Source organism: Micromonospora sp. NPDC093277 (assembly GCF_044765245.1).
Taxonomy (GTDB): domain Bacteria; phylum Actinomycetota; class Actinomycetes; order Mycobacteriales; family Micromonosporaceae; genus Micromonospora.
On record NZ_JBIWJO010000009.1, the window covers coordinates 248,206 to 262,252 of the forward strand.

At 69.6% G+C, this 14,047-nt stretch carries 10 protein-coding genes; 3 read left to right on the forward strand and 7 right to left on the reverse strand.

The features are described 5' to 3' along the window. The first annotated feature begins 16 nt into the window (after window positions 1-16). Window positions 17-1,003: an acetylxylan esterase gene (locus ACIRG9_RS21510; RefSeq protein WP_402858530.1), complete on the forward strand. Its 987-nt coding sequence runs from the start codon at window positions 17-19 to the stop codon at window positions 1,001-1,003. 76 nt (window positions 1,004-1,079) lie between these two features. Here the strand turns inward: ACIRG9_RS21510 and ACIRG9_RS21515 are convergent, their stop codons facing one another. The 5 genes from ACIRG9_RS21515 to ACIRG9_RS21535 all read right to left on the reverse strand — a co-directional run bounded on the left by ACIRG9_RS21515 (window position 1,080) and on the right by ACIRG9_RS21535 (window position 7,755). Further along, window positions 1,080-2,033, reverse strand: a complete 954-nt coding sequence (locus tag ACIRG9_RS21515) for a dihydrodipicolinate synthase family protein (RefSeq protein WP_402858532.1) — start codon at window positions 2,031-2,033, stop codon at window positions 1,080-1,082. Continuing rightward, window positions 2,030-3,067 carry an oligopeptide/dipeptide ABC transporter ATP-binding protein gene (locus ACIRG9_RS21520; protein ID WP_402858535.1) on the reverse strand — a complete coding sequence of 346 codons (1,038 nt, stop codon included), beginning with the start codon at window positions 3,065-3,067 and terminating at the stop codon, window positions 2,030-2,032. The genes ACIRG9_RS21515 and ACIRG9_RS21520 overlap by 4 nt, the downstream gene beginning before the upstream one ends. Next, window positions 3,064-5,055, reverse strand: a complete 1,992-nt coding sequence (locus ACIRG9_RS21525) for a dipeptide/oligopeptide/nickel ABC transporter permease/ATP-binding protein (protein ID WP_402858538.1) — start codon at window positions 5,053-5,055, stop codon at window positions 3,064-3,066. The genes ACIRG9_RS21520 and ACIRG9_RS21525 overlap by 4 nt, the downstream gene beginning before the upstream one ends. Continuing rightward, window positions 5,055-6,014 (reverse strand): ABC transporter permease, encoded by a 960-nt coding sequence (locus ACIRG9_RS21530; protein ID WP_402858541.1) that lies wholly within the window; start codon window positions 6,012-6,014, stop codon window positions 5,055-5,057. Before ACIRG9_RS21530 ends, ACIRG9_RS21525 begins: the two co-directional genes overlap by 1 nt. Before the next feature lie 70 nt (window positions 6,015-6,084). Further along, window positions 6,085-7,755, reverse strand: coding sequence for an ABC transporter substrate-binding protein (locus tag ACIRG9_RS21535; RefSeq protein ID WP_402858544.1), 1,671 nt, complete (start codon window positions 7,753-7,755; stop codon window positions 6,085-6,087). Between the two features lie 188 nt (window positions 7,756-7,943). On the opposite strand from ACIRG9_RS21535, the gene ACIRG9_RS21540 reads away from it, so the two are divergent. Beyond that, a complete protein-coding gene (locus tag ACIRG9_RS21540; RefSeq protein WP_402858547.1) occupies window positions 7,944-8,624 on the forward strand; it encodes a FadR/GntR family transcriptional regulator in 681 nt (226 codons plus the stop codon). 22 nt (window positions 8,625-8,646) lie between these two features. On the opposite strand, the gene ACIRG9_RS21545 is transcribed toward ACIRG9_RS21540, so the two are convergent. After that, complete coding sequence (locus tag ACIRG9_RS21545; RefSeq protein ID WP_402858550.1) at window positions 8,647-9,348, reverse strand: FadR/GntR family transcriptional regulator; 702 nt, start codon at window positions 9,346-9,348, stop codon at window positions 8,647-8,649. 171 nt (window positions 9,349-9,519) lie between these two features. Continuing rightward, window positions 9,520-11,418: an exo-alpha-sialidase gene (locus tag ACIRG9_RS21550; protein WP_402858553.1), complete on the reverse strand. Its 1,899-nt coding sequence runs from the start codon at window positions 11,416-11,418 to the stop codon at window positions 9,520-9,522. 227 nt (window positions 11,419-11,645) lie between these two features. On the opposite strand from ACIRG9_RS21550, the gene ACIRG9_RS21555 reads away from it, so the two are divergent. Beyond that, window positions 11,646-14,003 carry a GDSL-type esterase/lipase family protein gene (locus tag ACIRG9_RS21555; protein ID WP_402858556.1) on the forward strand — a complete coding sequence of 786 codons (2,358 nt, stop codon included), beginning with the start codon at window positions 11,646-11,648 and terminating at the stop codon, window positions 14,001-14,003. The last annotated feature ends 44 nt before the right edge of the window (window positions 14,004-14,047 follow it).

A 14,047-nucleotide genomic window follows, 5' to 3' on the forward strand; every position in this document is an offset into this window, starting at 1 on the left:
AGAAGGGAAGACCACCATGCTCGTCGACTGGCCACTGGACCGTCTCCGCGACTACCTGCCCGCCCGCGACGAGCCGACCGACTTCGACGACTTCTGGGCCGCGACACTGAAGGAGTCGCGGGATGCACAGTGGGCCGCCCGGTTCGTTCCCTACGACGCCGGCCTGTCCACCGTCGAGGTGTACGACGTCACCTTTCCCGGATTCGCCGGCCAGCCGGTGCGCGGCTGGTTCCTGCTGCCCCAGCACACGAGCGGCCGACTGCCCTGCGTGGTCGAGTACATCGGGTACGGCGGCGGACGCGGCCTGCCGCACGACTGGCTCACCTGGAGCGCCGCCGGCTACGCCCACCTCGTCATGGACACCCGCGGGCAGGGCAGCAACGGCTCGCTCGTGAGCGACACGCCGGACCCCGACCCGATCGGCCTGCCCCAGACGCCCGGCTTCATGACCCGCGGCATCGGCAACCCCCGGCACTACTACTACCGCCGGGTCTTCACCGACGGCGTCCGCGCGGTCGACGCCGCGCGGACGCACGACCGCGTCGACCCGGACCGGGTGGTGGTCACCGGCGGCAGCCAGGGCGGGGGGATCACACTCGCCGTCGCCGGCCTGGTCGACGGGCTGGCCGCCGTCATGCCCAACGTGCCCTTCCTGTGCCACTATCGGCGCGCCACCGAGATCACCGACGCCCAACCCTACGGCGAGTTGGTGTCGTACCTGAAAACCCACCGCGGCGACGTCGACCAGGTGTTCGCGACCCTGCACTACTTCGACGGGATCAATTTCGCCGCCCGCTCCGGCGCTCCGGCGCTCTTCTCGGTCGCGCTGATGGACAACGTCTGCCCGCCGTCGACGGTCTTCGCCGCCTACAACCACTACGCGTCGGCCGGCAAGGACATCGCGGTGTGGCCGTACAACGGGCACGAAGGCGGCGCGGGCGTGCAGCGCGCGGAGCAGATCAGGTGGCTGCGGAACGTGCTGGCCGGGTGCACCGCCTCGTGACCCCGTCCGTTGCGGCGGCCCCCGTCGTCCGCAGCCACCGTCCGCAGCCACCGTCCGCAGCCACCGTCCGCAGGTCTCAGAGGAGGCCGGCGACGGCCAGATACTTCCCGACCCGGGCGATCTCGTTCTCGTTCAGCGGGATCTGCGGCACCGCCGTTGTCGGGTGGTCGATGATCCCGCGCAGGTACAGCGCGGCCTTGAACGCTCCCAGCGCGGACGAACCCGGGCCCATGCGTGGCCTGCCGACATTGACGAGATCGAAGAGGTGCAGCAGCCGCTCCTGGTCGGCTCGCGCCGCCTCCCAGTCGCCGTCGGATGCCGCGCGGAACAGTCGGGCGTAGCCGTGCGGGTCGACGTTGCCCAGGCCCGGCACCACGCCGTCGGCACCCATCCACAGGGCGGAATCGACGGTGAGTTCGGAGCCGGTCAGCACACTGAAGTAACCGAGGTCCCGGCGGTCCCGTCGTCCGAGGATCAGCCTGCGCAGCGCGCCTTCGTCGCCGCTGGAGTCCTTGACTCCGGCCAACACACCGTCGCCGGCGAGTTCGAGCAGCAGGTCGGCGCCGAGCTTGCTGTGCACCGAAACCGGTAGGTCGTAGGCGTACACCGGCAACCCGGCCCGCGCCGCGATGGTGCGGAAGTGCAGGTCGATCTCCGCGGGGTGCGTGCGGGCGTAGAAGGGTGCGGTGGCCACGAGCGCGTCCACGCCCGCCTCCACGGCCACCCGGACATGGTCCAGCACCCGCAGGGCGGTCATGTCGATCACGCCGGCGAGCACTGGAACCTGGCCCGCGACGTGGCGCGTGACGGTGTCGAGCACGATCTTGCGGTGGCTGTCCGGGAGGAAGGCCACCTCCGAGGTGGAGCCGAGGACGAACAGCGCGTCCACCCCACCGTCCAGCAGATGGTCCACCAACCGGGCCAGCGACGTGGTGTCGACCTCGTAGTCCGGGGTCAGTGGGGTGGACACCGGAGGGATGACGCCGGTCAGTGCGGCCGATCGCCGTGGCGACAGCTCGTGGGTGGTCATGTGTGCTCCTGGGCTTGGCTGATCAGTTCGGGGTCGACCGCGCCGTTGCGGATCGGGTGGTGGCAGCGGAACAGGTGATCGTCGGGCCGGACGACGGTGTCCGTCTGCGCTTCGGGCATCTGCCTGGCGCACTGGTCGTCGGCCTTCCAACAGCGGGTGCGGAAGGGGCATCCGCTGGGTGGTCGGGTGGCGGAGGGGACCGGCCCGGCCAGCGGGATCGGGTCGATCGGGAAGAGCAACCCGGGGGTGGCGGAGAAGAGCGCTCGGGTGTAGGGGTGGCGGGCCCGGTCGGGCACCGCCTCGGCCGGGGCCTGCTCGACGATTCGCCCGAGATACATCGTCACGACCCGGTCGCTCATCCGTCGCACCGTCTGGATGTCGTGCGAGACGAAGACCATCGCGAGGTTGAGTTGCTCCTTGAGGTCGAGCAGCAGGTTCAGGATCTGCGCGCGCACCGAGACGTCGAGCGCACTTGTCGGCTCGTCGGCGATGAGGAACTGCGGCTGCAGTGCCAGCGCGCGGGCGATGGCCACCCGCTGGCGCTGGCCGCCGGACACCTGGCCGGGCAGCAGGTCGGCGACGCTCACCGGCAGGCCCACCAGGTCGAGCAACTCGCGTACCCGTTCCTCGCGCTGCCGCGGCGTGCCCACTCGGTGCACGTCGAGCGGGTCGCGCAGCACCTGCCGAACGGGCAGTCGCCGGTTGAGGGCGGTCGACGGGTCCTGGAACACCATGCCGGTGCTCGCCCCGATCGCCGCCCGACGCGCCGCAGGGGGCATGGACCAGAGGTCCTGGCCGCGAAACCGCACCGTACCCGCGGTCGGCTTCTCCAGCCCGACCAGGATCTTGGCGAGCGTCGACTTGCCGCAGCCGGACTCGCCCACCACGCCCACCGTCTCGCCGGGCGCGACGGCGAGATCCGCTGCGGTGAGTGCGTGGACCCGATCGCGTCGGAGGAGCCCACCGGATCGTGCCTTGTACATCACGTGCACGTCGGCGAGTTCGACGAGGGGCTGGGCATCGGTCGTAGTCATGGTGCCTCCGCGGGGCTGGCCGGTGCGGTGGCCGTGTCGCCGGCGAGAACAGGCGTTCCGGCGTCGAGAGCCGGATGGTGGCAGGCCACCTCGTGGTGGCGCTGCCCGGCAAGCCGGGGCGCCTGCGCCCGGCAGATCTCGGTGACCATGGGGCAGCGGTCGGCGAAGCGGCAGCCGGTGGGGAAGTCGGCCGGGGGCGGTACGACGCCGCGGATCTGGGTCAGCCGGGCCGCGCCGGCTTCCAGCGACAGCACCGAGCCCAGCAGCCCACGGGCGTAGTGATGGGCGGGTGCGCCGACCACGGTCGCGGTCACGCCCGTTTCGACGAGCTGACCGCCGTACATGACGACGACGCGGTCCGTGACGTCCGCGACCAGGGCGAGGTCGTGCGAGACCAGGATCAGGGCGAATCCCAGCTCCGCTCGAAGTCGCAGCAGCAGCTGGATGACCTGCGCCTGCACGGTCACGTCCAGCGCCGTGGTCGGCTCGTCCGCGATGATCAGCTTGGGGCTGCGGGAGAGGGCCATCGCGATCAGGACGCGCTGCCGTTGGCCACCGGAAAGCTCGTGCGGATAGGACGGCAGGGTACGCGCGGCGTCGAGGCCCACGAGCTCCAGCAGCTCCGCCGGGCTGCGCCGGCCGCCCCGGCGGGCCACCTGCTTCAGCTGCGCGTTGATGGTCATCGCCGGATTGAGCGAGGAGAGCGCGTCCTGGTAGATCATCGCCATGTCGTGGCCGAGCAGCCGGCGACGTGCGGCCCGGGAGAGTGTCAGCAGGTCCTTGCCGTCGAAGAGGACCTCCCCGCGGACGCGGGCCCCGCGCGGTTGCAGACCCATGACGGTCAGCGCGGTCAGCGACTTGCCGCAGCCGGACTCGCCGACCAGGCCGAGCACTTCGCCCGGTCGTACGTCGAAGGAGATCCCGTCGACGATGTCCACGCCGTCGTGCCGGCCTTCGAAGCCGATGGCGAGGTTGTTCACCCGCAGGATCGGCGTGCCCTGCGGCAGGGGCCGCGCTCGCTGGGCCAGGCGCCGCGCCGCCTCTGCGAGCCCGGGTAGTTGCGTGATCTCGCCGGATCCCGGAGTGGCCTGTTCCAGCGGATCGACGTCGTCGGCCTTGGTGACGGGGCCGGCGCGACGGGCAGCGGGCGCGGCCCAGGCGTCGGAGACGCCCTCGGCGAGGATGTTGAGTGCGAGGACCGTGATCAGGATCAGCAGGCCGGGGAAGACGGTGGCCCACCAGCCGCCGAGCAGCACCATGTTGCGGCCGTCGGCGATGACGCTGCCCCACGAGGGGTCCGGTGGACGCACCCCGGCGCCGATGAACGACAGTGACGCCTCGAAGACGATCGCGTCGGCGACCATGACCGTGCAGAAGACCAGGATCGGCGCGGCGCAGTTGATGGCCACGTGCTTGAGCAGGATGTGCGGGGTGCGGGCGCCGATGATGCGCTCGGCCGCGACGTAGTCCTCGCCGTACTGGGTCAGCACGTTCGCCCGGACCACCCGGGCCACGGACGGCATGTAGAGAAACGCGATGGCCAGCACCAGCACGAGGATGCTGCCGCCGAAGACGGCGACCAGCACGGCGGCGAGCGCGATTCCCGGGAACGCCATGATCACATCGAGGCTGCGCATGACGGCCTCGTCGACGGCCTTGCGGGAGGTGGCCGCCACCGCGCCGATCAGCGCGCCGCAGAGCAACGCGATGGCGGTCGCGCCGAGGCCGATGATCAGTGACCAGCGGGCGCCGTAGAGCAACCGGGTGAAGATGTCCCGGTTCGCGCTGTCCAGGCCCATCCAGTGGGTGGCGCTGGGGCCGCCGCCGCTCGCCTCCTGAACGTAGGGCGAGTGCGGGGCGAGCACGGGGGCGAGGACCGCGGCGAGGGCGATGACCGCGACGACGGCGAGGGAGATCCACGACGGTAGGCCGAGCCGGTGGAACCGGATACCCGGTCGGGAGAGCCTTCTCGCGAGTCCGGTTCGCATCACGTGGCACTCCTGAGGCGCGGGTTCACCAGCAGATAGAGGAGGTCGACGGCGAGGTTCACCACGACGAAGCCGGTCGCGATGGTGAGCACGACGCCCTGGACCACGGCGGGGTCGCCGTCGCGTACCGCGTTGATCATGAGCTGTCCCATTCCGGGCAGCGAGTAGATGGTCTCGATGACCACCGCTCCGCCGAGCAGGTAGCCGAGCCGCAGGCCCAGCACCGTCAGCGGATTGATCAACGCGTTGCGCAGCACGTTGCGTCCGATTACGACGATCGGCGGCAGGCCGCTGCCGATCGCGGTCCGCACGTAGTCCTTGTCGAGTTCCTCCACCATCGACGTGCGGATGATCCGGGTCAGCTGGGCGGCGACCGGCAGCGACAGGGAGAGCGCGGGCAGGGTCATCGACCGCAGCCATCCGCTGACCGAGTCGCCAGGATTTATGTAGCCGCTGGTGGGAAACCACCCGCGGTCGACCGCCAGCCACTGGATCATCAACAGGGCGAGCCAGAACGCCGGCGCGGCGACGCCGATCAGCGACACGAGCCGGATCAGCTGGTCGGGCCACCGGTCCCGGAAGATCGCCGCGGTGACCCCGAAGATCAGGGCCAGCGCCACCGCGATCGCCAGGCCGAGGAAGGTCAGCTGCAGCGTGAGCGGGAGTGCGGTGAGCACCGAATCGAGCACCGGCGCCTTGGTGAGCACGCTGGTGCCCATGTCGCCGTGGAGCAGGTCGCCGACGAAGCGTACGTAGCGTATCGGCAGCGGATCGAGCAGGCCGTTCTCCACCTGGAACTGATGAATCTGCTCCGCGGTCGGATTGGCGCCCTGGAAGTAGGCGTACTCCGGCTTGTTGTTGGAGAACCGCATGATGATGAAGACGAACAGGACGACGCCCAGCAGCAGCGGGATCAGGATGAGGATGCGGCGCACCAGCATCCTGGCGACGACAGCCACGGCGTGCCTCCTGATGGTCGATAGCGGTCAGCCGGGGGCGCGGCACCGGGGGCCGGTGCCGCGCCGGGGATCAGCGGCGCTGTGCCTGCAGCAGGGTGATGCCCGGGTACGCCTGCGGCCGGACCCCGGTGAGCCGCTTCGGATCCCAGGCGGTCATCAGCTCCGTGTGCAGGACGGGGTAGAGCACGGCCTGCTCGGCGATCACGTCCAGGTACTGGTGCAGGAGGTCCAGCTTCCGGGTCGGGTCGGACTCCCGGGTGGCCCGGTCCATCAGCGCGAACAGGTCCTTGGCCTGCGGGCTGGTGTCCCACCTGGTGTACTTCATCCAGGTGCCGCCGGCCGTGTAGTTATAGCGGAGGATCAGGTCCGCGTCGAGGCCGAACTGGTTCGGGTTCGACGCGGCCGCCACCACCTGGTACGACTGGGACTGGTCCATCTTGGTGAACAGTGCGGCGGTGTCCTGCGGCTCGAGGGTCGTCTTGATGCCCACCGCCTCCCAGGAGTTGGCGATCGTGGGCAGGCAGTCGGTGATCCAGCTGACGTTGACCGCCATCAGCGTGACGGACAGGTTCGCCACGCCGGCGTCGGCCAGCAGTGCTTTCGCCTTCGCCGGGTCGTAGCTGTAGACGGTCTTCGACCTGGCGTACGAGGGGTTCTGCTCGTTGAGGAAGCTCGTGGCCGGAGTGCCGTGTCCCTTGAGCGCGACGTCGATCATTTTGTCGGTGTCGATGGCGTGCAGGAGGGCCTGGCGCACGCGTACGTCGTCGAAGGGCTTCTGCGCCGTGTTGAACATCAGGAACATGTGGTTCATGCCCTTGCCGCCCTCGACGGTCAGCCCTCCGTTGCGCAGCTGGTCGATGTTGGCGTACGGGATGTTGTCCGCGATCTGCGCCTCGGCGCTGCCGCCGGAGATCTTGGCGACCCGGGCCGGAGCGTCCACGATCGACAGCCAGTTCATCTTCTTGATCGTGGGCTTGCGCGGGCCGTTGTAGTCCGCGAACGCCTCGAGCACGGTGTTGGACGTCGGGTTGTGCGCCACCAGCTTGTAGGGGCCGGAGCCGACGGCCTTGCCGCCCTTGGCCGCGTCCCACCCGCCGGGCGCGCCGAAGACATGCTTCGGCATGATCTTGGCGATCGTCAGGCGTGGTAGCGCATCGGGGAACGGGAAGTTGAAGACCAGCTCCACAGTGGTGTCGTCGACCTTGCGCACCTCCTTCAGCCAGGTGCCGAAGAAGGAATAGGTCAGCGTCTTGGCGGCCGGGTCGAGGATGCGCTGGAAGGTGAAGAGCACGTCGTCGACGGTGACCGGCTGCCCGTCGTGCCACTTTGCGCCCTGACGAAGGGTGAACCGCCACGTGGTCGCTGCGGTGTCGGCCGGCAGGGCGGTGGCCAGCGCCGGGTGCGGCTCGCGGCTGATCGGATCCGTGTCGACCAGCCCTTCGTAGATGTGGTTGTTGGCGGCCATGGAAAAGGCCGACGCGGTCATGGTGGGATCCCAGCTCTGGTTGTTGCCGTAGCCGATGACGGCGGTGACGAGATCCTTGTTCCCGCCGGCTCCGGCGGAGCTGGTGGAAGCGGGGCCGCTGCAGGCGGAGATGGTGGCGGAGATCGCTGCTGCGGCGCTCACCGCCCCGCTGTAGCGCAGAAAGTCGCGGCGATTGAAGACTGGCCGAGAAACCGGGGCGCTCACGGTGCCTCCTGTGTGGAAGGTGGTTTCGGCTTGGACGATCTGTTCAGGCATTGGACGTCCCACGTCCCACGTCTTGTAGACTGGAGGCTAGGGGCCGACCTCGGTCCCGGTCAAGAGCAACTGACCAGGAGATGTCCGTGGTGTTTCAGCCCGATCGTCATCGCGACTCGTCCGGTCGACCGTCCAGGGCTCGCCCCGCCTCCGCAGGTGGGCGCCGTCGACACAGCCGCGCGGTCGAGGTGCAGGAGGCGGTCAAGGGCCTCATCCTGCAGCGCGGACTGGCCATCGGGGACCCGCTGCCAACCGAGTCCGAGCTGATGGAGGAACTAGGCGTTGGCCGCAACTCGGTCCGCGAGGCCCTCAAGGTCCTGCAGGCCGTCGGCATCGTCGACATCCGGCACGGCTTCGGGATGTTCGTCGGGCACATGTCCCTCAACGGTCTGGTCGACGAGTTGGCCTTCCACAGCCGCATCACCCTGCAGCACGAGCGCAACCACCTCGGACACCTCATCGAGATCCGGGAGATCCTCGAGAGCGGGCTGGTGCAACGCCTCATCGACGAGCACGTCGACCACGACCTGACCCCCCACCTCTCGGCGGCCCGAAAAGTGATCGAGCAGATGGAGGCCGAGGCGCTGGTGGGCCCCGTCACCCCCGAGACCGACCGCCTCTTCCACGACGTGCTCTACCGCCCCCTGGGCAATCCACTCGTGGGTCGACTGCTCGGCGCGTTCTGGGAGGTCTACCACCAGCTCAGCGACGACCTCGGCCCGCCCGACGAGACGCCGGCCGACGTGGCTCGCAAGCATCGGCACATCTTCACGGCCGTCGACACCCGGGACCGCGCGTCGGCCACGACGGCCGTGCGAGTTCACTTCGACGGGGTACGCGCTCGACTCGCCCGGCTCGGACAACAGTGACGCAGGGGCCGAGCGATCCGGCTCAGGCCGCCTCCCCGCCCAACGGCGTGGCCACCTGACCCGCTTCCGCGCGGGCGATGCGCTCCTTGACGTCACGGAAGTGGCGCTGCATCGCCTCCTGCGCGGCCACCGCGTCCCGGGCGCGCAGTGCGTCGACGATCCGTCGGTGATTCGCCACGATGACGTCCATCCGCTCCTCCGGCGCGCCCAACAGCGGCTCGACCTGGTGGTAGACCTGCCAGAACAGGGTGATCAACTGCAGCACGAGCTCGTTGCCGCAGGATTCATAGAGCAACCCGTGAAAGGCCCGGTCGGCTTCAAGGTCGGTCTGCATCGCGGTCACCAGAGCGTCGAGCGCCGCCAGGCGGCTTTCGCTGGTCGACCCCGCGACCCGCCCGACCAGGGCGGTCTCCAGCATCTCGCGAACCTCCACGAGGTCCTGGAGCGCGCGGACACTCTGCGGGCCGGAGCGGATCCGGAACTCCAGCGACGGGCCGAGCACATCCAGCGACGCGCGACCGACGAAGGTGCCGAACCCGTGTCGGATCTCGACGATGCCCAGCGCCTGCAGCGCCCGGACCGCCTCGCGTACGCTGTTGCGACTCGCCCCCAACAGGTCCATGAGCTGCGGTTCGGTCGGCATCGGCGCACCGGGCTGGAGCTGACGATCATGGATCAGGGCCACGATGCGGTCCTGAACGGTCTCGCCGTTGCGTCTGGCCATCCCGCGCCTCCAGGCTCCTTCGCGGCCGGCGCACATCCCACGTCCGAAAAGTGCGCCCCGCCGAGGAGCAATGTACACGCGGTAGCCGCGCGCTGGCCTACGGGTGCCGCCCACGTTCCGCATGCGTCGGTGCCCCGCCGAACGACCGCTGGCGGGGCACCGACGCGGTGGCTACCGCTGGGGGTTGATGGTCGCGAACGGGAGGCGGAGCCGGAGCTGGCCGGCGATCGGGACGTTGTGTTCCCGGATTTCCCGCAGCTCATCGAGGGTGAGGGCGCGGCCGTAGATGCGGAACTCGTCGAGAGTGCCGCGGAACCGGTTGACGCCGTCGACCCGTTGGCCGAGGTGGATGCCGCGGATGCCGAACTCCTTGCCGGTGGTCACCGAGCCGCGGGGAGCGGCCAGGTCGGCGACAGTGGCGCCGTCGATGAGGACGGTGACCCGGGCCGACGTGCGTTGCATGGCGACGTGGTGCCAGCGCCCGTCGTTGTACGCGCCCGCGATGGTGATGTTCGCGTCGCCCTGGCCGGTGCCGACGACACCCCGGATGCGGTTGCTCGCCGGTTCGGCCCGCAGCCAGATCTGCGCGGCTCCCGTGCCCACCTGGTAGCACCACCAGATCACGTGGCTGCCGGTGGTCTCGCTGTACCGGAACCACGACATGATCGTGAAGTCGCCGTTCCCAAGGTCGATGTCCGGGTTGAACGGCATCTCCACGTGGTCGTCGACGCCGTCGAGCGCGATCCCGGTGCCGTACCGTCCCTCGGCCAGCGTCGCGCCGCCGCGCACGTAGGCGGTGTTGTCATAGCGGGGCGCCGCGTCCGGGGTCGTCGGTCCCGGCGCCGGTGGCGGCGGCAGATCCGGCGGGGAACCGTTCGGGGTGTCGAGGTACGCCTCGTTGAACCTGACGAACTGGATCACCTCGTACAGGGCGGTCACGCCGCCCTCGTACAGCAGTCCGGCGACCGGGCCCGTGACCGGATCGGTCCCGATCTTGACCAGGTCGGAGTACCCGCCCGGACCCCAGCTGATGACCTTGCCTTCCTGCCAGTTCTGCCAGGTCCGGGCCTCGTCGTACGAGGAACGGATCGTCAGGGCCTCGCGCTTGCCGGGGTTCGCGGGCCCGGAGAAGAGGATGCGGTTCCGCGCGTCACCCTGGTCGGTGGCGGTGAGGCGCAGCAACGCTCCCTGTACGACCGGCATCGTCAGCTCGGGCACCATCTGGAACGGCGCGTCGAAGGCTTCGCCCCCGTCACTGGAGATCGCGTACGCCCGCGTGCCCTCAGCCGTCCCGGCTTCCCGCACGTTGACGTAGATCCGGCCGTCGGTCAGCTCCACCAGCGTCGACTCGTTGACGAAGATGGTGTCGTCGGCGCCACCGGCGCTGGCGCCGAGCTGCCACGTGTCGCCGCCGTCGTCGCTGTACGCCAGGTGGATGCCGGCGACGGGTTGCCGGTCGGGACCGACGGACTCATGATTGGCGCTCATCACCAGCCGCCCGGCGTGCGGGCCGCGGTTGAGCTGGATGGCGTGCACCGGACCGGTGGCGTACCAGTGGGTCCACTCCGGCAGGATCAGCTCGGTCATTTCCCGCGGCGTGCTCCATGTCGCTCCGTGGTCGTCGCTGACCTGCAGGTACGGAACGCGGCCGCCACTTCCGGTGCCCGGGTTGTGGGTGGTGAACAGCACGACCCGGCCGGTTCGCTCGTCCACGATCGGCATCGGGTTGCCGTGGGTGTCGCCGTTGCCGCGCGACACGACCTGCAGTGGCCCCCAGGTGCGGCCGCCGTCGTGGGACCGCTTCAGCACCAGGTCGATGTCGCCCCTGTCGTCACAGTTGTTGATCCGGCCTTCGGCGAATGCCAGCAGGTCCCCGTTGGTGGCCTTCACGATCGCCGGGATCCGGAAGCAGGAATACCCGTCCGCGTTCGCGGTGTAGACCGCCTGTTCCTCGTGGTACGGCTCGGCCGCGTGCGCGGTGCCGCTGGTGAGCAGCGTGGCGGCCATCGCCGCGATCACCACGGTGGACCACAGTCGACGGCGTATCTGGCTGTGTCTTCGACCCGTCATCGGAGCACCCGCCTCTCGTCACACGTACAAAACGTTGCTGGACATCCTACGTCCCACGTCAGATGTCGCAAGGTCTTCGGACGAGTTGTCGGTCAGCCTGATCGACAAAGCCCCTCCGAAGCTCTTCAGCCAGAGGAGATAGAGGCGGATGACTGTTGACCACGACGAGGGGTGAGGGGCAAACTCGTTGACGATCGGGAGGAGATCCCATGTCCCACATGCGAAGAATGACACAAGTCGCCGGCACTGTGCTCGCACTGGTGCTCGGCCTGACCAGCCCGGCCGCCGCGTCCAGCCAGGACGCCGAATCGAAGGCACCGGTCGGTGACTGGGTCGGCACCTGGTCGGCCTCGGCATCCGGAACCGTGCCCAACCTCCCCACCGGATATGCGGACCGGACCATCCGCAACCTCGTGCACACCAGCGTTGGTGGTTCGGCGGTGCGGGTTTCGCTGACAAACGTCCTCGGCACGGTGGCGGTGCGGATGGACGCGGTGACGGTGGCGGTCGCCGATGCGCCCGACGCGCCGGACGCGGTCGCGGGCACGATGCGCGAGCTGACCTTCGGAGGCGCACCGTCGGTGACCATCCCGGCCGGCGGCGAGGTGCTCAGCGACCCGATCTCCCTTGCCGTGCCGGAAGACGCCGACCTGCTGGTCAGCGTGTACACCCCGGTGTCGTCCGGGCCGGTGACCTATCACCAGGTGGCCAACCAGACTTCGTACCTGTCGCCGAACGGAGATCACGCGGCCGACCAGTCCGGGGCGGCGTTCACCGAGACGATCACCTTCTGGCCGTACGTCAGCGGCGTGGACGTCCGGGGAGAGGCGGAGGGCGCGGTGGTCACGCTCGGCGACTCGATCACCGATGGGAACAACTCGACCCGGAACGCGAATCACCGCTGGCCGGACTACCTGGCCGACCGGCTGGTCGACGCGCCCGGGCCGACGAGGCTGGGCGTGCTCAACGCCGGCATCAGCTCGAACCGGTTGCTCAACAGCAGCTTCAACCCCAACGCGCTGTCCAGGCTGGACCGCGACGTGTTGACCGCGACCGGCGCGCGCTCCGTGGTCGTGCTGTTGGGGATCAACGACATCGGCGGCCAGCCGCAGCACCGGGAGCCGTCGGAGATCATCGCGGCGCTGGGCCAGATCGCGGCACAGGTCAGGGCCAAGGGGCTGCGGGTCACCGGTGGCACCCTCCTGCCGTTCGGCGGGTCGAGCAACTACACCGAGGAACTGGAAGGCGTGCGGCAGGCGGTCAACGACTTCATCCGCCACGGCGGCGCGTTCGACGCGGTGGCCGACTTCGACGTCGCGCTGCGGGACCCCGCGGCGCCGAAATGGTTGCGGGCGGAGTACGACTCCGGCGACCACCTACACCCCAGGGACGCCGGCTACCGGGCGATGGCGGCGGTCGTCGACCTCGACAAGCTCGACACCCGCCCGCCCGGCCACTGGGTCGGCACCTGGCAGACGGCCATGGCGCGGACGACGCCCGGTGCCGACCAGGGCATGCCGAACCACTCGATCCGCAACGTGGTGCACACCAGCCTGGGTGGCGATGCGGCCCGCGTGCGCCTGTCCAACGCGCTCGGCACGATGCCGGTCCTGATGGGACGGGTGACGCTGGCGGTGGCGACCAGGCCCGACGCGCCGGACGCGGTCGCCGGCACGATGCGCGAGCTGACCTTCGGCGGCGCGCCGTCGGTGACCATCCCGGCCGGCGGCGAGGTGCTCAGCGACCCGATCTCCCTCGCCGTGCCGGCGGACGGGGACCTGCTGGTGACCGTCTACACTCCGGCGCCGTCCGGACCGGTGACCGAGCACCCGCGCTCGTACCAGACGTCGTTCATCGCCACCGACGGCGACCATGCGGCGGACGAGCAGGGCATCGCGTTCACCCAGCCGACCACGGCGTGGTACTACGCGACAGCCGTGGACGTCCGGGCCCCCTCCGCGTACGGCACGGTGGTGACCTTCGGTGACTCGATCACCGACGGGGACAAGTCGACCATCAATGGGAACCGGCGGTGGCCCGACGCCCTCGCCGACCGACTCGCCGCCAAGCCGGGACGCACCAAGCTCGGTGTGGTCAACAGCGGCATCAGCGGCAACCGGATCCTCGACAGCAGCACCGGAACCGGGATCGGTGGCCCGAACGCGTTCGCCCGCCTGTCCCGGGACATGCTGACCACGTCCGGGGCGTGCACGGTCATCCTGCTCGAGGGCGTCAACGACATCCTCAACCTCGCGCACCCCGACCCGGAGACCCTGAAACTCGCCCTGCGGCAGATCGCCGCCCAGGCACACGCACAGGGCCTGCGGATCGTCGTCGGAACCATCACGCCGATGAAGGGATGGAGTTCCTACACCGAGGAACGGGAGAACGTGCGGCAGGCCGTGAACGGGTTCATCCGTACGAGTGACGACTTCGACGCCGTCGTCGACTTCGACGCGGTCGTGCGTGACCCGCACGACCCGCAACGGATCAACCCGTCGTACGACTCGGGCGACCACCTGCACCCGTCGGACGCGGGCTACCAGGCGATGGCGGAGGCCATCGACCTCGGCGTACTTCGCTGAGTGCCGGCTGCGTGCCGCCCCACCCGGGTCGGCACGCAGCCACC

Bases quoted from the DNA above. Each gene is read 5' to 3' on its own strand.
- ACIRG9_RS21510 (WP_402858530.1), top strand. From the start codon at position 17: ATGCTCGTCGACTGGCCACTGGACCGTCTCCGCGACTACCTGCCCGCC.
- ACIRG9_RS21515 (WP_402858532.1), bottom strand. From the start codon at position 2,033: ATGACCACCCACGAGCTGTCGCCACGGCGATCGGCCGCACTGACCGGC.
- ACIRG9_RS21520 (WP_402858535.1), bottom strand. From the start codon at position 3,067: ATGACTACGACCGATGCCCAGCCCCTCGTCGAACTCGCCGACGTGCAC.
- ACIRG9_RS21525 (WP_402858538.1), bottom strand. From the start codon at position 5,055: ATGCGAACCGGACTCGCGAGAAGGCTCTCCCGACCGGGTATCCGGTTC.
- ACIRG9_RS21535 (WP_402858544.1), bottom strand. From the start codon at position 7,755: ATGCCTGAACAGATCGTCCAAGCCGAAACCACCTTCCACACAGGAGGC.
- ACIRG9_RS21545 (WP_402858550.1), bottom strand. From the start codon at position 9,348: ATGGCCAGACGCAACGGCGAGACCGTTCAGGACCGCATCGTGGCCCTG.
- ACIRG9_RS21550 (WP_402858553.1), bottom strand. From the start codon at position 11,418: ATGACGGGTCGAAGACACAGCCAGATACGCCGTCGACTGTGGTCCACC.
- ACIRG9_RS21555 (WP_402858556.1), top strand. From the start codon at position 11,646: ATGACACAAGTCGCCGGCACTGTGCTCGCACTGGTGCTCGGCCTGACC.